The sequence below is a fragment of the Streptomyces sp. RKAG293 genome (assembly GCF_023701745.1).
Lineage (GTDB): Bacteria > Actinomycetota > Actinomycetes > Streptomycetales > Streptomycetaceae > Actinacidiphila.
The window spans coordinates 83,496-103,881 of record NZ_JAJOZB010000001.1; the positions used below are offsets into that span (position 1 = coordinate 83,496).

Consider the following 20,386-nt stretch of genomic DNA (forward strand, 5'->3'; position numbering starts at 1 on the left):
GGCCGGAACGGTACGTCATACGCCAGGGGCGACCAGAATGATTGATGGAAAGGGCACTGGCAGCAGTAACTCCAAGATCGAATTTGACGAATTGGTGGACCGCCTGTAATTTCCTCTTAGCTGGAGAATGTAAAAGATCATTTCCTCTTCCTTCTGTCCGGCGAGAGTGAAATTAAATTTTGGCGTTGAATTATTTCACCTCCACCCGCCAGAAGAGGAGAGTAATGGCTACTCACGTGCGGCCAATGATCTTCTTCGGGAGGCAACGGAAAGTTGGGAAGACCGAACTACCCAACAGGACAGCACCGGTTGGCACGACAGGTATTCGATCGTGTCTGCGGCGCGACTCCATCTCTCTGGTGTGAACCGGCCATTGACTCGTAGCGATCCGATGTACGGGAGCCGCCGGTCACTGCACCGTCGGCCGGTGACCCTGGTGGAAATTTCTTCTGATGTGATCATGCACGAAAGGAAATACGATGCTCTCAGGAAGGCTCTTCGCGAGGGGAACGGAAAAGGGGCGAAGCCGCCCGAGATCCGGCTGGCTGGGCAGTGGATGCCTGGCAGTGGCAGGGATCGTCATGGCTGCGACCTGGTCTGCGACCACCGGGCCGACAGCATCCGCGTCCGGTCTTCCGTCCGCGGAGATGATCACGCTCGGAAAGAGTGTGGCGTTCGGTTCCAAGGTCCTGCTCGGCATGAAAGTGCAACTTGCCGCCGGTGAGTCACGGCGTATCTGGAGCCAGGTGAACGCTGTCGACAGCCTGTCCGAGTCCGTGGAGTTCGACGCCGGCGTCCAGTGTATCGATGCGAACGGGATCCAGGTCGGCGCCTCGGCCTATGTGGCGAAGAACCACACGTCCACGGGGCCTCTGGCGCTGAATCCGTCACTCCTTTTCACCGCGCCAGTCGCTGGCACGTACACTTGCCGACTGATTGCGGACGGCGACGGCCGTCTGAGTGCAGTCCCCGGTTCCTCGTGGCTGATGATGGACCGGGAGAACGACCCGGCCCCCCAATGGGTGCAGAGCCCGGATTGTGATTCCCGGGGGTCCCTGCGGAGCTGCACCTACGTCGGTGGCCCGTCGCCCGAGCCCAAAGAGCTGTTCCTGTTGGGCAACGACGGCACTCCGAGGCAGTCGTGGAAGCCAACGAGCACTGCCACCGCCATCGCCGTGGACGGCAACGCGGAGCTGACGACCTGCTTCCACGGCACCCTGTCGTGCGCTCCGGCCAACTGGGGAAATTCCAGCGGCTCAACGGTTCGTTCCCATGCGGAGGCCGTCCAACTCAACGCGACTGGAGGAGCATGCCGTATCACCGCTTCCCCTGATGTGACGAGCGTGATCACTAACTCCACCCATCACTACAGCATTCCATACAGTCTTAAGAATGTACCGGTCGCGACGAACTGCGGATCGCGGAATTTCCTGATACGCATCGACCTCGCATTGGTCTCCGGAAATCCTGTCAAGGTCGATGGATCCCGAAGGGACGACATAGGCGAAGAGGCGGAGACCTACGCCTTCGCCGTCAGCTCGCAGACCATGTCTCCCGGTGTCGCGGACAACGGTGTCTTTCAGGATCAGGGCGGGTTCGTTTCGACGTTTTCGCTGGACGGGGTGCCTTTCGAGACGATGTCGCGGATGCTGTCCGGGACGCGGCCGTCGATCGCGAGGTTGTCGACCGGTGGCTTCAAGATCGCGTTTGTGGACACCAGTGGTCAGTTGTGGGTGCAGGACGCCGGTATCCCCGGTGGTACGGGTACACCCACTGGGCACAAGTTGTGGCCTGGTACCAGTCCGTCGATCGCGGCGGACAGTGCTGGCGGGTGGATGGTCACCTTCCAGGACGACACCAGCCGGCTGTGGACGCTTGACTCGGCGGGCCACGCCATTAAGACCAACTCCGCGATGAACACCGGCACCGACCCGTCCATCGCGCACCTGTCGACGGGCGGCTACGAGATCGCGTTCGTCGGCTCGGACGGCAAGCTGTACTCGCAGGACGCCGGGATCCCCGGTGGTACCTCGCACCCCATCGGCCACATCCCCGCCTCCAGCCCGGCCATCGCCGCCGACGCCAACGGCGGTTGGAAGATCGCCTTCGAGGGCAACACCACCAACCACCTCATCACCTACGACTCCCACGGCGTCACCAACGACACCACCGCCATCATGTGGCCGTCCACCAGCCCAGCCATCACCGCACTGCCCACCGGCGGCTACGAAACCGCCATCAACGCCTGGGACGGACAGGTGTGGGAGGTCGGCGACGGCGGCAACCGGCCCGTCGGCAACGGCCTCACTTTCGCGCCCGGCACCAGCCCCACCATCGCCACCCCGACCGGCAGCGGCTTCGAGATCGCCTTCCACAGCGCGGGCAACCACCTGGTGACCGTCTTCTCGGACGACAACACCGCCATCGACACCAAGATCATCCTGCCCGCCAACGCCAGCCCCACCATCGACTGAAGGGCGACCACCTGGGATGCAAGGTCCAGACCGGCTGGCCGAAGGCGATCCGGAAGTCCGAAGGGCGACGATGCGGGCCGCCCCCGAGAGCTACTGGGCCGGCCTGGCGGAATGTGCGTTCGGAGGCGTCCGCTCGTCGGTCGATGGGATTCCGTCGACCGACGAGCGGATGGGGTGGACCCAGCCGGTCTGGCCCGGATAGCAGCGCAGCAGTCATGACACGTCGGTCCCGCGCCTGCGGCCGAGTCAGTGCGGGCGTGGCGCCGTGCCAATCGTTTCCATGTACCCCGAGAGCTGGCGCCGGCTGGTCACGCCCAGCTTCAGGTAGACGCTCTGGAGGTGATTATCGATCGTCCGCACAGACAGGTGCAGCGCGGTGGCGATGTCTCTGCTGGAGGTGCCGCGCATGGCGAGCATGGCCACCTCCCGCTCGCGCGAGGTGAGCGCCGCGGTGTCCTCCGCCGCAGCCAGCAGATAGGACTGTGCGCCTTCACAACGTGCCATGCAGGCAGCGGCCCGCCTGGTAGCGGCAGTGGCCTGACGGGTCTCGCCTGCCTTGCGCCAGATGTGCGCCGCGGCAGTGACGGCTTCCGCGGCCAGCAGGTCCGCGCCGATGACCTCGAACTCGTCCGCGCTGGCGAGGAGCCTTGGCGCGTTACGGTCCGCGAGTGCGCCGACGAAGTGGGCCCGGGCCAAAATCAGGGTTCCATCGCAGATCTCGGCCAGTTCAACCAATCGATCGGCCAGCTCCTTGCTGCCACGCAGACGCGCCGCCTCTGTCAGGAGCCAGGCCTCCGTGGTCAACTGCCCTGAAGCCCTCATCCGAGCGGCCTCGGCAAGCAACAGCTCGCGGGCCTCAGTAGTGTTTCCGAGCGCCACCATCAATCCCGCTTCGCCCAGGCAGATCTCCTGACCAGCGAGATACGCCGTGGATTCTATGCCCTCGGCCTCTACGAGTGCGGACTTTGCACCTTCCGTGTCACCAGTCAAGGAAGCTGCTGCGGCGAGCCCGGAGAGTGCGCTCTTCAGAGCCGCCGATCCGACCGATCGGGCGATCGCGGCAGCCTCCGCGTACCAGTGGCGAGCGGAGGCCGCATGGCCTCTGAGCAACTCGATCCGTCCTAGCTGGCCTGCGGCCAGCAGGCAAGCGACGGTTTCCCCCTGCAACTCAAAGAAGGCCCGATAGGCCACGTCGTATGCTTTTCTGAGCTGGCCGGACTCGGTCAGTGCCAGGGCCAGATGGACTAGCTGGGTCGACGGATGCGGCATGAAAGCACGCTGGTTCGCATTTACATGCGCCTCATACGCCTCTTGCCCCGCGGAGATCGCCTCCGCCGTACGACCGACGAGTGTCAAGCCGACAGTCTTCATCCCCATGCCGTAGAGCAGCACGTTGACATCGAGCGTCGAGTGGATGTCCTTAGCACTCACGTCGCGGAGGATCGTAAGACCGCGCTCGGGCTGTCCCGAAACCGTCAGCATCGCGGCCTGGTTGATGTCGAGCATGTGGCGGCCAGCACTGCTCGTGACATGCTCGCGGGCGATGCTGTCGACCTCTTGGGTCTCTTCGACGCGAGCGCCTGCCCAGTAGAGGTTCAACGTCCTGAGCATGACTGCGGCGACTCTTTCCTTCTCGTCCACGGCATGCCGGTACGCGTCGGCCAGGACCACTTCAGACCTGTCGAAGTCGCCGAGACCGCGACAGGCCAGGCCGAGCATCAAGCGGATGTCCGTGTTCTGATGCTCCTCACCCAAGGCACTCGTCAAGTTCACAACGCGCTCGTAGTCATGTGAATGGTGTGCGAGACCGATCGCGCGGACGAGGAGATCGGAATCCGCGGTCCCGGTGGCGCTCAGCCCCCATGTCGCTATATGCAGCGGATCGTCGTGGCGCCGGACGCCCCGATCCTCGACCCGGCGGATCTGGGCCAGCAGCAGGTCCTGTCGCTTCTGGGCGGTCATGCCGGCACGCAGGGTCTCGCCGTACAGGGAGTGGGCGAGTGTCACGGTGGTCCGACGCCCCTCCAGGTGTACGCGCAGCAGTCCGGCGCTTTCGAGGTCCGCCAGGGCGTCCAGCGGCGCGTCGAGATCGGCCAAGGGAAGCTGTTCGCACAGTGCCAGCAATTCCAGAACGGGACGGGCGACTGCTGGGGCAGCAGCAAGACGGCCGCTGATGAGGTCGGTCAGCAATGGCGTGCTCAGGAGCCTATCCTGGGATATTTCCCAGATCTCACCATTGCGGACTAGCGCACCGCTCTGGAGAGCACCGGTCACCAGCTCCTGCAGATACAGCACGTTACCGCCGGACACTTCGTACAGCCGGTGCAGCGTCGAGAGGGAAACGTTGCACCCCAGAGCGGTCGACAGCAACCGCTGGGCCTGGTCGAGCTGGAACTCAGGGAGATCCAGGCGCTGCACTGCTCCTCCACCGGTCAGCGCCTGGACCACCTCGCTGACCGGACTCTCCGTGCGGACTGTGCCGATCAGCCACACCACGCCGGCATCCATGAGCTGCCGCAGCAGCACCACGGAGGTCGCGTCCAGCAGGTGCAGGTCGTCGACCCAGATGACCCACTTGCGCCGCCTGCCCGGCCCCGCTAGCGCCTGGTCGACGGCAGCGAACCCCTTCACCGGGTCTGACAGGTCGATACCAGACGGGATGAGATGGGCAATCGCGCTCAGCGGAACCGCTGCGGCAGCGGCAGAAGCCGTCGCCCGCCCGCTCTTCCATCCCTTGCGCACTGTTCGGGCAAGGCATTCCTCGGCCAGACGCGACTTGCCCGCTCCGGCGGAACCGAAGATCATCCAACCTCGGCACCGCGGGTTCGCCCACGCTGTCTCGAAGGCATCCAGCTCGGCCTCCCGGCCCACCAGCGGCCAGTGCGAGCCCCGAGTTTGCACGCCCATCCCAACCTCCCTGCGACATCGCTGCCGCGAGTCTCGTGCCCCCAGCGAAACCGGCCATTGATTACTCAGGATAGTTTAACCCGACATATTATCCTTCTACTCATACTGTAGCGATATGGGAGCAATCCATGCCCAGAAGGTTCTCCACGCGAGGCCCGCTTCGGGTACCGAGGCGGGACACGCAGAGGCGTCATGCGCAACGCCCAGCAGCCCACTGGGAACCGCATAGTCATGTGTACGGGCCGCCGGGGGGCGGCGTTCAGTTCCCCGTAACTAATTTCGGGCTTTCATGTGGAGGAGTGTCCGAGGTTTGAGCTGAAACGCGAAGAATGATCCCCTACTGACCTCCCATGTGCAGCGTTGTGAGAGCTGACAGCTGGTGACCCAGCGGTATGCCGTCTTCATGAGGTACGCGCAAGGTGGCGGCCTGACCGCCGAGCGTCGGGCGTTTCGGGAGCGACAGAGGTGGTCTGGCTGTTCGCCACTGGAGCGCAGTGGTGGGAGGCCCCGGCTGAGTTCGGCGCGTGGTCGACCCGGAAGATTTCAAGTCCAGTGAGAGGGTCGTGACGCTATGAGGTTTGCGGTGTGGGTTCTCTGCGTTTGGCCGGGTTGTTGATCCAGGCGGTCTGGGGTATTGCGGGTGGTCTGGGGCGGCGGCCGAAGCGTTCGGGGTGGCGGGGTATGCCTGGGTGAGGGTGACGGCGCGCTGGTCATGGACCTCTTCGGCGGTCGCGGCATCGTAGAAGCGGGTCTTGCCGTCGACGTCTGCGTACTTCTTCAGCAGCTTCATCGCGTCCATCACCGGCCAGTAGGCGGTGTTGTTGCAAGTGAAGCCCAGTGAGCTAAGCAGCAGCGGCAGCATCTGCCGGTAGTACGAGCTGCAGGAGGACCGCAGGGTGGTGCGGACTTTGGCTTTGAAGACCTTCTCGTTCGCCTTCGCCTCGGCCATCAGCTCGCGCAGCGTCTTCTCACCGACCACCGGGTACAGGGCCAGGCGTACGGCCTCGTCGGGCTTGTCGACGGCGGCCTCCGCCAGCTTGAAGAGCATGCCCTCCTTGCCGCGGACCTTCTTCAACTCAGCCGCCAGCTGCTTCTCCACCCGCCGCTCGGCACGGGCATTGATCTTGTGGACCAGGGCGACCAGCAGATCCACCAGCGCGTCGGTGATCTCCGCCTGCCGGGAGAAGCACAACGCCGCGAGCAGGGTGATCCGAACGTCCTCGCTAGTGTCGCGGAAGTCCGAGGGGTACATCTTGATCGCCCGCACCCGCCAGGCAGCCACCAGCTTCCCCGAGCAGTCAGCGAAAAGCCCGTCAGGCAGCCCGAGCCTACGCACATCGTTGAGCTTGGTGATCTCAGTGAGCAGGGAGTCGAGGCCGACTGCACCCGGGTCGCGCTTGAGCGCGGCCAGCAGGGAGGTGCCCTCCTCGTTGTCCTCGGCGACCACGGACAGCAGGCGGGCCGTGCCCACTTCGCCCAGACGGTCGATCGTGCGGGCGCAGAACACCTTCTCCCACCTGCCCCGCGCCGCAACGAGGACCCTCTCGACCCGGGTCCGGCACGGAGGCTCGATCTTCCGCGCCCGGCACTCAACCAGCAAGGCCTCGCGCTGCCGGTCCTCCACGAGCTCGACCGGGCAGACCCCCACGGCCAACCAGTCGGCCAGCGCCTTCTCCTCCGCGACCGTCGACGGCCGGAACCCCAGGGCCTCGCGGATCTGCCTGTGGTGGTACTCGGCGGTCCGACTGACCAGCGCGTACTTCGCGAAGTCGCTGGCCGGGACCTTCACCAGGTCGGCGACGTACTCGACCGCAGCCAGCGGAACCTCTTCCAGCGGGTCAGGGAACCGACCCTCAAGCTCGAAGAACTTCAGCAGTAGGCTGAAGCCGAGCCTGGTCGCCCCGCTCTTGTTCGCCACCAGGTCCCAGTCGCCATCCACCAGCGTCCAGTTCGCCAACAGCTCCTCTGGCGACCACTCTTGTCCGCACGCCCGCCCCTTCGGTCTCGATCACTCGACCAGACCAACGACAGCGCCCAGGCCAGGGAAACGGGGATCCTTCCGGCTACCCGCGACCTACTTTGCGGCTGGTGTCTGAGCTAGGACACGGGGCCGGATCTGCGGGTGAGCGCGGACACGGTCCGCAAATAGAGGCGACGGTTCCTCGCCGCCCGGTTGGACGGTCTGGTCGATGAGCCCCGGCCGGGCCGGCCGCCCACGATCGATGTCGGTCAGGTGGAGGCGGTCGTGGTGGCGACGCTGGAGAGGATCCCGAAGAACGCCACTCACTGGTCGCGCAAGTCGATGGCGGACCACAGTGGTCTTTCGAAGTCCACCGTCGGCAGGATCTGGCGGAGGTTCCAGCTCAAGCCACACCTGACGGACACGTTCAAGTTGTCGACGGACCCGTTGTTCGTGGAGAAGGTCTACGACGTCGCCGGACTGACTGTATTTCAACCCGCCCGAGGACGCGGTGGTTCTCTCGGTGGACGAGAAGTCCCAGATTCAGGCGCTGGACCGCTCCCAGCCGGTGCTGCCGATAATGCCGGGCATGCCCGAACCCCGCACTCATGACTACGTTCGTAACGGCCTGACCACGCTGTTCGCCGCGTTCGATGTCACCACGGGGCAGGTCATCAGTGCCCTGCACCGCAGGCACCGGGCGGCGGAGTTCAAGAAGTTCCTGATCCGCATCGGCAAGGAGGCGCCCGCGCACCTGCAGGTCCACCTGATCGTGGACAACTACGACACCCACAAGACTCCCGCGATCAGGACGTGGCTGAGCAAACACTCGCGGTTCCAGATGCACTTCACCCCCACCGGCTCCTCGTGGATCAATCAGGTCGAGCGATGGTTCGGCTTCCTGGCCGACCAGATGATCCGCCGGGGCGCACACAAGAACGTCCAAACCCTCGAAGCCGACATCCGCACCTGGGTCAAGAACTGGAACGACGACCCCAAGCCGTTCATCTGGACCAACACAGCTGAAGAGATCCTCGACCCCCTCGCACGCTTCTGCCGATGGAGCCGTGGAACTCGGCCCCACCCGACCCACAACCCCGAAACGGCCCGCCAGAGAAACTGACGGACCGTCACGAAGCAAGGACCTCCGCCACATCGGAATCAGCACGGTGTCGGGCCCATCACCGCATGCGAGCATCGCCGATTGCGGTCACCGACACGTTCCTGCGAAGTGAAGATTCGAGCAGCTAATGTGTCGGAGTAGCGCCGTACGCACCGAACCCCTCGACGATCAATCCATCGCGGAATGTTAGGACGTCGCTCACCTCTCCTCCCGCATGGTTGCGGTAGTTGATAACAACGGAATCGACACTGGCGCGCACATCGATCACCTCGAAGTGAAGACTAGGAACGCGCCGCAGCGCCTCAGCCCAGTATTCCCTTAGTGCGCTTTTCCCGTGGACCGCACCAGACGCATTACCAGTGAATTGCGCTATCAACGGAGAGCGAAACACCACATCATCGTGATAATGAGAAAGAACGCGTTCGAGGTCATGTGAATTCCAGGATTCCTGCCAGTCCTTGGCGAACCCTTGTGCAATTTCTAGTTCCATTCCCCCATGATACCCCAGGGGTCCAGATGAGGCATGTGTGACGTTGTTCACTGGCTAGAGAGCCATAGCAACACGCCACTCGTCCGACCGACAGCTTGTTCGAAAAATGGTGCTGGGATTCCCAGGAATTATTCCGGTGGGTGCATAAATAGGAGCAGGCTGTCACTGCAGCGACAGCCTCACGCGCTCGCCGTGGATCTTTTGTCAAGAGCCTCGGCGAGTTGCCGGCGACTAGTGATACCCAGCCGCCGGTAGACGCTCTGAAGATGGTTGTCCACTGTGCGAACAGACAGCTGCAGTATATTGGCTATTTCTCTGCTGGTGGTGCCGGTGGCAGCGAAGAGGGCTATCTCCCTTTCGCGGTTGGTGAGTGAGACTGTCGCATGGGCGAAGGCCAGCAGAGGGGTGTTGGAACCACCGCAACGGGCCTCGCACGCCTGCGACTGCGCCGTCGCGAGGGCTGCTTGGTGAGCGTGGCCGATGCGCAGCCAGGCCGCCGCCGCGGCCGCTGCAGCCTCAGCAGCGAGCAAGTCGGCCCCCACGGCGTCTAGTTCGTTGGAAACGGCCAGGAGGGAGACCGGATCGTTCGAGGCGAGACTTGAAGCCAGCCGAGCCCGGACCGGCATGAAGTCTCCGTCGCAGAGCTGCGCGAGTTCACTCAAGCGGTCGACCACTTGCTCCGCTCCGCCCAAGCGGGCGATGTCGGTCAGCAGCATCGCCTCGGAAGTATTGTCGCCGCTTTCACGGGACATCGTGGCGGCTTCCGTGAGCACCCGACGGGCCTCTCCAAGGTGCCCGCGGGAGACGTGCAGCCATGCCTCACCCAGTCGCTGCTCCCCGCTGCGGAACTCCGAAAGCGGGTAGGCGGCAGCCTCACGCTCGATGCTCTCCGCCATGGCTAGATCAGACGTGAGAACGGCGCAGGCGGCCAGCCCCGAGAGGGCAAGCCTGATACCGCGATGGATGCGGTAGGTACGGGCGGCCGCTGCGGCCTCAGCGAACCACCGGTGCGCGGATTCCACGTGGCCGGCCAGCCAGTCGGCACGGCCCTGATGGTAAGCCAGCCATATCAGTGTCAATGGATTCCGATGGTGCCCATACATATCCCACGCCTGCTGGCCGGTTTCGCGGGCCCTTTTTAGCTGGCCAGCCTCCATGAGAGCCAACATCAGGGAGATGAGATGACCGACCGGTGCGGCAGCTGACATTCGATCACCGATTCGGCCATGAACCGCATAAGCTTCTTCGGAAGCCGCTATTGCCTCTTGGGTCCTCCCGGCGATGGCCAGTGCGGCCGGGCGCATCATTGCCGCTATGAGGGAAATCCTGAATTTCGGCGTGCCGCCGGATTCGGTATTCAGGTCGCCCATCAGCGGCAGCGCCTTCAAAGGGTGCCCCAACATGGTCAACATGATTCCCTCGTTGATGCGCAGCGTGCGTCGAGCCTCCGCGTCGGTGAGACGCTCATGAGTTGCAGAATTCACTGCCATCGATGCGGCGGTGTCATTGAGGGCCCAGAAGAGGTTTTGAGACCTAATGAAAGTGATCTCCACCTTCTCAAAATCATCTGAGGCGGCTGCGGCCGCTCTGCCAAGAATCTCCTCGGCGTCCTGCGCATCTCCCAGGACGAACAATGACTCGCCGAGCATCAGAAGGGTCATGGCGGTGTGGTCACGATCTTCCAGAGCTCTGAGCAGTGAGACGACATGCGCGTGGTCACGGACATGACGGGCCAGTGTGGCCGCCTGGATGAGAAGTCCGGGATCGGCGTTCCCGGTTGCGGCCAGGTGCCAGGTCGCGAGATTCAGTATGTCCTCCCGGCGCCGCGCCCCGTACGCCTGCACGCGTTCGGCCTGTCTCAACAGCAAGGTTCGGCGCCGCAACGTGGGGAGTTCGGCCCGCACCGCCTCGCCGTACAGGGGATGCAGGAAATGCAGGACCGTGCGCCGCGAATCCGTAAGGACCTGGATGAGACCGCTGCTCTCAAGGCTACTGAGAGCGTCCGGAGGAGCGACCGCCTGCGCATCGGTCAGGGACAATGACCCGCACAGTGCCAGCAGTTCCAGCACCGGCCACCCCTCGGGGTCGGCGTCGGCCAGTCGTGCGTTGATCAGTTCGGCCAGTTTCGGTGTGCCTTCCGGACCACGTGCGGCGAGTTCCCAGATCGCGCCGTCAGTGCCGAGCGTGCCGGCCGCCAGAGCGCCGATCACCAGTTCGCGGAGGTAGAGCACGTTGCCACCGGAAGCTGCGTGCAGTTCGTGGATCGTCCGCCGTCCCACCCTGCCCCCCAGTGCCGCCTCCAGGGCCGCCGCGACCTGCTGCCGGTTCATCGCCTCCACCTGCAGCCGGTGCACCCCGTCCGCTCTGCACAGCGCGTCGACGGCTTCGTTCGTCGGCTCACCCGTCCGGACCGTGCCGATCAGCCGGATCGCCCTGGTCTTCAGCAGCTGGTGCAGCAACACTGCCGAGGCTGTGTCCAAAAGGTGCAGATCATCGACGAGGACGGCCCATTTGCGGTCCCCCTGCGGACCAACCAGTGCGGCGGCAACAAGAGGGAACGCCTTCACCGGATCCGACAGGTCCAGGCCGGCCGGTATCAGGTGGGCGATCGCCCCCAATGGCACCGTACTAGCCGCCGTGTGGGCGCCCACACGCACACTCTTGAAACCCGCGCGCACCGCTCGGGCGAGACACTCCTCCGCCAAACGGGTCTTCCCCACGCCGGCCGGCCCCCGAAGTACGATTCCATGGAAACCCTGCAGGACCCATAGCGTAGAGAAAGTCCTAAGCTCTGCCTCACGGCCTGCCATTGGCCAGGAGGACGCGGGATTCAATCCAGTCATGACAACCTTCTTAGTTCGCCGAGCGGTCAGTATTCCGTGCCTGGACGGAATAGACGATCGGCTATAACTTACAGGCGGATATAAAATCCCTGCGAGAAAACGTCACGTCCCGGCCGCCGTAAACTATCAGGGGGATATTAAATCTCGACCCAGGGTGGGGCCGCGGCATCTCGAGCGAGGTGAGTACGTGCGTGACGATCTGGGTCCGCCTCTCCGCACCGTACTCCACGACCGAAATGCCCGGCACATATCCGCCCACAGCCGCTTCCTCCCGCGTTGGCGAGGGCGAAGCTGATAATATCCTGCACGGCCGAATATCTAAACCCGCCTGCGATGAAGCGGGCACTACCAACCGTAGGGCTGCGCGGGTTCCCAGTCGGTACCGCCGTCCTGCGGAGGGCCACCGCAGGTAACAGCTCACGCACCGGCCGGTTTCATTGGCTCATAAGCGTCACTGCCATGATCGTGGCCTGCATGATCGCCACAACGGTTGTCGATCCATCCGCCGCGATGCCTCGCACCTGTGCCGTCACGACAGTGAGCGTGCGGCCGGCCCGGACGACAGTGCCTGTGGCGACGAATCTCGGCTGGACGGCCGGCGCGAGAAGGTTCGTCGCGATACTCACGGTCAGCACGTCGCGGTCGGGCGGCGCCAGGGTGAGGGCGGCATACCCCGCAGCGCTGTCAGCGATAGTCGTTATCGCGCCTGCGTGGAGGAAGCCGTGCTGCTGGCACAGGTCCTCGCGATGCTTCAGTGACAGCTCGACGTGCCCAGCCCTTACTACGTCGGCACGTATACCGAGAGTGGTCAGCATGCTCTGGCGCGCGATGCTGTCCCTCACGCGCGCTTCCACGCTGGCATCGAAAACACCTGATTCGCCGATGGCCTTCTCCTGGTCTGAAGTACAGGTCGGATGGTTGTGATCTGGCGCCAAACAGTCCGTGACTACCGGAATATAGGCCACCGTTCCGTCGGGCTTCCTGCCGATAGCGAGCTATGGCCACATGACTCCAAGGAATCAGATACCTTTGACGAGAATTACGACTCCGTTGGTACCCGCCTTCCGGTCGATCGAGATCATCTGGTAATCGGGGGACCCTGCCCACCGGCGAAAAAGGACTTCATCTGGGAAAGAAATGAGAATGGCCTTGTCGTACTTCCATTCCCCTTCCTCCACAATAGGATTCTCATCGGCGGCCATCAATTTTCCCTCGAAGCGACGGAGTACATCCATGAACCCCGCCAGGTATCGACCGTATGCAGCCCGATCATTTATCGATATCTGCGCCACCACATAGACTGCCATCGTTCGTTCCTCGCGTCCCGGCCATCGATGTTTGGATCACCTCAAATAATGGTCCATCCCGACGACGACTGCCTAAGTGATTAGTACTCAAGTGTAATCATCTGATCACCGGCGCATCACGAGCCGCCTGCAGCTTCCTGCCTCCTCATTCCTGAAGCCAGGAGGGTGCGGTGATCGGCTCAGAGCACCGCCGTTGCGGCTGTGGCCTGGGAGAGGGCTGTCACCCTGATCACCAAGGGCGCAACTATCGCCCACGAGGACAGCACCCGCCAGGGAGCCGCGCCCCTTGCCGAACCAGCGGATCTGAAGCCACCAGACGCCGCGTCAGGCTGTGGCCGGCACTACGGGCACCGATCGCTCGCGCGACGACGGCGTCCGCGGGCGAGCACCGGGCCCTACGGGGAGAGTCGACATCCCTCGCTTACAAGGGCCAGTAGGAGCATTGATTTCCCGTATGCACTGTTCTTTGCAGATGCATACCGATCGACTCATCGACCTCCGTGATACGTGCGATGGCACGGCGGATTGCCTTACCTGCCGATATTCTCGCCCGCTCCTTCCCATCGGAGAAATTTCTCTTTCTGCCACTGATTCCGGCGGCTCCAGCAAGCTCTGCAACGAGCCAATCACGTTCGCTGCGGAGCGTGAAGATATATTCCGACTCCTCTTCCCCTCGGGAATCGATTTTGAGTCGTACCTCACGCAGGCGCTTCTGGTACTCCTGAACGGCCGTGCTATCCAGGAGAGGCTGTGGAGAAGGTAGACTGCCCCGGCTCAATACGCCCAAGCCCGCCACCAGATCAAGAGCCTGGATTTCCTGGCGCGGGTTGGCGATGAGCATTGCCAGGTACAACATTCCAACGCTGTGCAGCACAATGGCATTTTTTCTCCTCAGCTCGATCCGCCAACTACGCCCTTCCCGCGTACAGGTGGCTATCACTGATCCTTGCTCAAGAGAATAGCTCTCAGGTACCTCTACGGAGAGTTCCTGTATCTCGTCCCGTGCTGTCGACAATTCGAGAGCGGCTTCTTCTGAAGCCTCCGGGAGGCCACGAGATGAAAGGACTGCGGCCAGTTCGAGCCGCGACCGCACTACTGCGGACCAGTGCGCCGTGGAGAGATTCTGCTGCGCGGCTCGCCGAAAATGCTCTGCAGCGCTGTCCAGCTCACCCGAGGTCACCGAGGCCACGCCAAGCGCATGATGTGTCGACCCGAAACAGATCTCGCCCAGGTCACCGGTCATCGAAAGGTCGGCGAACGGGAGCAGCGCTTCGTACCCCAGGACCGCGATCCGGCGGTCGCCGAGCACAGAGGCCGCTTCAATGATGGCGTAGACAGTTGGGAGCCAATTGTTCGAACGTGGGAGGTCGGTGAGATTTCTGCTGCACAGGCGTGCCAGCCTGGCTGCAGCCTTGTGCTTCTCTCCGGACATCGACTCGGCCAAGCCCAGCACGGCTGTGAAGAAATGGTTTGCATCATCCAGGCCTGGGGATTCTGCAATCTCGATCAGAGCAGGGATGAGTTCTCCCAGTCTTCCTTGGTACCAGCGAATGGCCACCAGCTGAGCCATTCGTCGGCTTGCGGCTCGACTCTCGCCTATCGCGGTGCCGTGCGTGTGGCATTGGGTCGCCATGGCCTCGGCCTGAGTCAAATGCCCGGCGCGTACGGTGCGCATGGCATCAATCGCCTCCACTGTGACACCGATCGCCAAGTGGTTTTGGTAAGCCAATTTCGCGCGCAGTTCATTCAGCCGTCGTTCGGCTTGCGGATCCGCACAGATCAGCTTGTTGATCGTCTGCCAGAGCAGCCCCAACAGCAGATCACTGTGGCGACCTGTCCGAAAGCTCTCGGCGATCATGTCCGCAGACAGCTGATTCCGCAGCTCGGCGTGATCCGGTGCCATCAGGAATTGATGGGCGACGTTGAACACGTCGGTTATCACGAGCGGATTCACGGATGCTTCTGCTTCTCGGAGGATAGCTACCACGTCATTGGTGCGATCACGACTGCCGCTCTCGCAAATAATTCTTGCCCTGAGCCTCAGCCCGAGGGAACTGTTCGGGTCGACCATGGCCAGTGAACGACGAAGTCTTTCGAGGAGCAGTGCGGCATCGGAAAAGTTGCGGTATCCGTACAACCAGATCCCGCCCAAACCGAGGACCGAGGCAGCCATGGATTTTCCATCGCCTAGTGCCTCGGCAGCACGGAATGCTGTCTCAAAATAGTCCCTACTGTCACGCAGATTACCTTCTCCGAAAAGTGCCTGCTCGCCATCAGCGAGCATCTTGTCCAATCCGCTGAGCAGTTCTACCGAGTTTTCTTCATTTGCGGAACTCTGCACCAGAGCACTCCTCAGTAATTCCAGCATCCCGCTCTTGATCTTCGCTTCACGAATAACTAACTTATATCTGCACCTCACGCTAAGGTGGCTCCCGTCGAGGGCGCCCAATTACGCATCTGCATAATGAGCCCGAGATCCGCCACTCCGTGAGCAATCGGCGCAAATGAGCCAATTTCCATGATTGAAATTTACGGAGGGTGTTCGCCAATCGCCTTGCGCAAGGAATTCTAATCGCCCAAAAGGAATGATAATTGAGCAATTGACCTTCCCCATGGGTAATTACTACTCATAGATCCACGGTCGACCGAGGCCCCAAGCTCCGGATCGCGGTTTTCGGCCCCGACTACCGGAGTCATGCGCCAGGGAGTAGGCCCCTCGCGCCGAGGCATGGGTGCCTGCGGAGCGATCTTTCTCCTCGACTGACCCTCCGCCCGCGGCACTACAGACCCCGCGGCAGGTGTGTGTGCCGAGACGGCAGAGGCCGGGCCGATCCGCAGAGGCTCGGGGCCCGTCCGTACCGCGGCCTTCCGGCGGCGGCGCCGATTCGGCGGAGTGACCCAGGTCACGGTCGATCGGCGTTTGGCCGAGATGAAATAGGCAGTGAGTACTCACGCCTCCTGTGGATCAAATTTATAGTCTGCGATGACCCCGCCTGCTGGGCGGGGTCATTGCATTCAGCAGTTACAAGAGATGTCGGAAAGTCGATAACGGGGCGAATGTGAAGTCCGGCATGAATTTTGTGTTGGAACTCGGACGGCCGATACGGCTCCACGGGACGATGAGGGTCAAAGTATGGCACAATTCCTGTTTCGCCGGGCAATTAACTATGTGGTTCTCGTATTTCTTGCCGCTACTTTGACGTACTTCATCGCGGGGGTCGCGCTGGAGCCGATCGTCAATTATCTTCAGAAACATCCGCAGCCTCCCATAGGTACGATCCACAATTTGCTCCGGGATCAGAACCTCGATCCTGACACGCCTGTCGCGGTGCGCTATTGGCACTGGCTCACCGGTGTCCTGCACGGCGATTTTGGCACCACCTATACCGGGGACTCAGTCGCTTCGGAAATGGGACGACGCATCTTTGTCAGCACCGAACTGCTTTTCTTCGCCACGGTTCTCAGCGCGGTCAGCGGTGTCGCTTTCGGCGCCTGGAACGCGCTCCGCCAGTACCGGCCGTCCGACAAGGCCTCGACGATCGTCTCGTACGCGATCCTGGCCACCCCGACCGTGGTGATCGCGGTGACCCTGCAGACGGTGGACAACTGGTTCGGGTCCCCGATCCAGTACATCGGCATGTATGACCCCAACGCGCACGGAACTATGGCGATCGTGCTGAGCAACGCTCAGCACCTGATCCTGCCGACTCTCACCCTGTGGCTGATCCAGGTCACCCTGTTCAGCCGATTCCAGCGCAGCACGATGCTGGACGTTCTCGGCGCGGACTACCTACGCACCGCACGGGCCAAGGGGCTCACCATGCGCCAGGCGGTCGTCAAGCACGGCCTGCGCACCGCGGTCATCCCGGTCATGCCGCTACTCGTCTACAACATCATCCTGTTGTTTACCGGCGCGACCTTCACAGAGACCATCTTCGCGTGGCACGGCATGGGTGAGTGGCTGATCAGCTCCATTCAGAACAACGACGTCAACGCCACCGCGGCGATCGGGGTCTTCACCGCCGGGCTGGTGCTGGTGGCCGGCCTGGTCTCCGACATGGTCTACGCGGCACTCGATCCGAGGGTCCGAGCGTGAACGCACCCGGACCCCCGCTCGCCGATTCCATGGAGACAACTCGGATGACTGCTGCATCTGCCGCCGAAGAGTCGGCCGCCCCCTCCGCACCCGTCGTCGGGGCGCGGCGCAGTCGCAGTCGCGGCCGGCTCGTCATTCGCCGCTTCGCACGCAACCGCCTCGCCCTGACAGGGGTGTGCATTCTGGTGGTGCTCCTCGCGGGTGCCTACGTGATTCCTCATTTCTTGCAGTGGAGCTACACGGAGAACGACTGGAACGAGTTGGGCGCTCCGCCGAGCTTCGCGCACTGGTTCGGAACCAGCCAGCCGGGCATCGACATGATGGCGCTCATCTTCCGGGGCCTGCAAAAATCTCTGATCATCGGCCTCATCGGTGGTCCTCTGACCACGTTCATCGCCGCGATGGTAGGCGCATCGGCCGGATATTTCGGAGGCTGGGTCGACCGGATCCTGATGTGGATCGTTGAGCTGATGCTCGTGGTCCCGAGCTTTCTCATTTTGGCCATCATCGCGCCCAAGCTCGTGCGCGGCACCTGGCTCATCTTCGTCATCCTGCTGGCGGCCTTCGGGTGGATGATCACCGCGCGCGTGGTGCGCAGCATGACGCAGACCCTCAGGGACCGTGAGTACGTACTGGCGGCCAAGTACATGGGCGTCAATCCCATGGTCATCATCTTCCGGCACATCCTGCCGAACGTGGCCTCCATCCTGATCGTCGACGCCACCATCCAGGTCGGCGCTATTGTCCTGGCCGAAAGTGGGCTGTCCTACTTCGGCTTCGGCATCCAGGCGCCGGACATCTCACTGGGCACCTTGGTCGCTACTGGTGAGCCGGCGGCCACCACGTCGCCCTGGATGTTCTTCTTCCCGGCGGGCTTCCTGGTGTTGATGGGGCTCGCGACCGCGTTCATCGGCGACGGGCTGCGCGATGCATTCGACCCTAGTGCGGCCGGAGCGAAGGCACGAGTCCGGGCCGCTGTCCCGGATACCGGACCGAGGATCTCCGATCCGATCAGTGACACCGTCCCCGCCGTGGAAGGGCCTGCCTCGTGACCATCTCTGTTCCTTATCCCGGGACCGCAGTGCCGCAGGCAGTGCTGGAGGTACGCGACTTGCGGGTGAGCTTCCCCAGTGAGGCTGGCCCGGTTCAGGCTGTACGCGGCATAGATTTCACCCTGCGTACCGGTGAGACGCTGGCCCTCGTCGGCGAGTCCGGTTCCGGTAAGTCCGTCACGGCCACAGCCGTCCTTGGCCTGCTGCCCCCCAGCGCCCTGGTTCAGGGATCCGTCCGGTTGGAGGGCCGGGAGTTGCTCGGCCTGAGCGATGGCGAGATGTCGCGGGTCCGCGGCAAGGACATCGGTATGGTCTTCCAGGATCCGCTGTCCGCCCTGACACCGGTCTTTTCCATAGGCACCCAGCTGATCGAAGCGCTCCAGGTGCACCGGAGTTTGAGCCGGAAGGCCGCGCGTGAACGCGCGCTGGAGCTGCTGAACCTGGTGGGCATTCCCGATCCGAAACGCCGCATCGACGGGTTCCCGCACGAGTTCTCCGGCGGCATGCGGCAGCGCGCCGTGATCGCGATGGCCATTGCGAACGACCCCAAGGTGATCATCGCCGACGAGCCGACCACTGCACTGGACGTGACCATCCAGGCACAGATCCTGGATGTTTTGGAGAGGGCCCAGGAAGTCACCGGCGCCGCCATTTTGATGATCACCCATGACCTGGGTGTAGTGGCCGGCATCGCCGATCGCGTCACCGTGATGTACGCGGGCAGGCCGGTCGAGGCGGGGGGCGTCGAAGATGTCTTTTACACCCCCCACATGCCCTACAGCATCGGATTGCTCAGTGCAGTTCCGCGACTCGACCGGTCCGGCAACGGGGCGCTCACGCCGGTGGAGGGCAACCCGCCGTCCATGGTCGATCTGCCGCAGGGGTGTCCTTTCGCCGCTCGCTGCCCCATCGCCGTCGAGGTGTGCCACTCTCACGAGCCAGCGCTGGTCGCTGTCGAGGGGGTGGAGGGACTATCCAGCGCCTGCCACCGGTCCGGCGAGATCGGGGTGAGTATCGTGCGGGCGGGGATGTTCGCCGCGCCGGTCCTCCCGACCCGGCAAGAGGCGGTCGACCGGAGCCTGCGCGCCGAAGTCCTGAAGGTGGACAACCTGGTCAAGCACTTCCCCCTGACTAAGGGACAGGTCATCAAGCGCCGGGTGGGCACCGTCAAGGCTGTGGACGGTCTGAGCTTCGATATCCGGGAAGGGGAAACCTTCGCCCTGGTGGGCGAGTCCGGCTGCGGCAAAACCACCACCTTGCTGGAGATCCTGGAGCTGCCCACCAAGCAGGCCGGATCGGTCACCGTGCTCGGCAGGGAGACCAAGGGGTTGAGCGGGCGGGCACGCCGTGACCTGCGACGTGACCTCCAAGTGGTCTTCCAGGACCCGATGGCATCGCTCGACGCGCGCATGCCGGTCGGCGACATCCTCGCCGAACCGATGCGTACCCACCGCTGGACTAGCGACCGGATTCGCTCACGCGTGCCGGAGCTGCTGCGCCTGGTCGGCCTGCTTCCCGAGCATGCCGAGCGTTACCCGAGCGAGTTCTCCGGCGGCCAGCGCCAGCGCGTCGGCATCGCTCGCGCGCTCGCGCTCGAACCCCGCCTGATCGTGCTCGACGAGCCCGTGTCTGCGCTCGACGTGTCGATCCAGGCGGGTGTGATCAACCTCCTCGACGATCTCAAGGCGAAACTCGGCCTCAGCTATCTGTTCATCGCGCATGACCTCTCGGTGATCCGACACATCGCGGACCGAGTCGCGGTCATGTACCTGGGCCGGATCGTCGAACTGGGGGACGCGGAGCGGATCTTCACCGGACCGTCCCATCCCTACACCCAAGCGCTGCTGTCGGCGGTGCCCCTGCCTGATCCACGCAAGGAACGTAACCGCAAGCGGATCCTGCTGGCCGGGGACCTGCCGAGTCCGGCGGACGTTCCGTCCGGATGCCGCTTTCGGACGCGGTGCCCCAAATTCATCGGCCTCGACGACGAAGAGGCAGAGCGCTGCCGGACCGAGGACCCTGCCCCGCAGGTCTTGGCCGACGACCACAGCGCTGCCTGTCACTACACAGCCGCGCTTCAGGTCGTCTGACGCCGGTTGCCTCGGCAACGCGCCCGCCCAGCTCCATCGAAATA

At 63.3% G+C, this 20,386-nt stretch carries 10 protein-coding genes and 2 pseudogenes; 5 read left to right on the forward strand and 7 right to left on the reverse strand.

Annotated features, from left to right (window positions below; translation table 11 throughout):
- Window positions 1-581: 581 nt before the first annotated feature.
- A complete protein-coding gene (locus LNW72_RS00400) occupies window positions 582-2,474 on the forward strand; it encodes a hypothetical protein (RefSeq protein WP_250973438.1) in 1,893 nt (630 codons plus the stop codon).
- Window positions 2,475-2,720: 246 nt separating this feature from the next.
- Here LNW72_RS00400 and LNW72_RS00405 read toward each other — a convergent pair whose 3' ends face one another.
- Window positions 2,721-5,381 (reverse strand): LuxR family transcriptional regulator, encoded by a 2,661-nt coding sequence (locus LNW72_RS00405; RefSeq protein WP_250973439.1) that lies wholly within the window; start codon window positions 5,379-5,381, stop codon window positions 2,721-2,723.
- Between the two features lie 337 nt (window positions 5,382-5,718).
- Window positions 5,719-7,347 (reverse strand): annotated as a pseudogene (locus LNW72_RS00410) (DUF4158 domain-containing protein); the annotation flags it as partial.
- Window positions 7,348-7,530: 183 nt separating this feature from the next.
- Between LNW72_RS00410 and LNW72_RS00415 the strand changes: the two are divergent.
- Window positions 7,531-8,464 (forward strand): annotated as a pseudogene (locus LNW72_RS00415) (IS630 family transposase); the annotation flags it as partial.
- 124 nt (window positions 8,465-8,588) lie between these two features.
- On the opposite strand, the gene LNW72_RS00420 reads toward LNW72_RS00415, so the two are convergent.
- The 5 genes from LNW72_RS00420 to LNW72_RS00440 form a co-directional block, all read right to left on the reverse strand.
- On the reverse strand, window positions 8,589-8,954 hold the full coding sequence (locus LNW72_RS00420) for a nuclear transport factor 2 family protein (protein WP_250973441.1): 366 nt from the start codon (window positions 8,952-8,954) through the stop codon (window positions 8,589-8,591).
- Window positions 8,955-9,133: 179 nt separating this feature from the next.
- Window positions 9,134-11,605, reverse strand: coding sequence for a helix-turn-helix transcriptional regulator (locus LNW72_RS00425; RefSeq protein WP_250973442.1), 2,472 nt, complete (start codon window positions 11,603-11,605; stop codon window positions 9,134-9,136).
- Window positions 11,606-12,231: 626 nt separating this feature from the next.
- A complete protein-coding gene (locus LNW72_RS00430) occupies window positions 12,232-12,762 on the reverse strand; it encodes a PaaI family thioesterase (RefSeq protein WP_250973443.1) in 531 nt (176 codons plus the stop codon).
- A 54-nt stretch (window positions 12,763-12,816) separates the two neighbouring features.
- Window positions 12,817-13,104 carry a DUF1330 domain-containing protein gene (locus tag LNW72_RS00435; protein WP_250973444.1) on the reverse strand — a complete coding sequence of 96 codons (288 nt, stop codon included), beginning with the start codon at window positions 13,102-13,104 and terminating at the stop codon, window positions 12,817-12,819.
- Between the two features lie 421 nt (window positions 13,105-13,525).
- Entirely contained in the window at window positions 13,526-15,445 is a 1,920-nt protein-coding gene (locus LNW72_RS00440) for a hypothetical protein (RefSeq protein WP_250973445.1), read from the reverse strand.
- Between the two features lie 792 nt (window positions 15,446-16,237).
- On the opposite strand from LNW72_RS00440, the gene LNW72_RS00445 reads away from it, so the two are divergent.
- The 3 genes from LNW72_RS00445 to LNW72_RS00455 are packed head-to-tail and all read left to right on the forward strand — an operon-like array spanning window position 16,238 to window position 20,342.
- The gene (locus LNW72_RS00445) at window positions 16,238-17,200 is read left to right on the forward strand and encodes an ABC transporter permease (protein ID WP_250973446.1); all 963 of its coding nucleotides are present in this window, start codon (window positions 16,238-16,240) and stop codon (window positions 17,198-17,200) included.
- 44 nt (window positions 17,201-17,244) lie between these two features.
- Window positions 17,245-18,252, forward strand: a complete 1,008-nt coding sequence (locus tag LNW72_RS00450; RefSeq protein WP_250973447.1) for an ABC transporter permease — start codon at window positions 17,245-17,247, stop codon at window positions 18,250-18,252.
- Window positions 18,249-20,342: an ABC transporter ATP-binding protein gene (locus LNW72_RS00455; RefSeq protein ID WP_250973448.1), complete on the forward strand. Its 2,094-nt coding sequence runs from the start codon at window positions 18,249-18,251 to the stop codon at window positions 20,340-20,342. Before LNW72_RS00450 ends, LNW72_RS00455 begins: the two co-directional genes overlap by 4 nt.
- Window positions 20,343-20,386 lie beyond the last annotated feature (44 nt).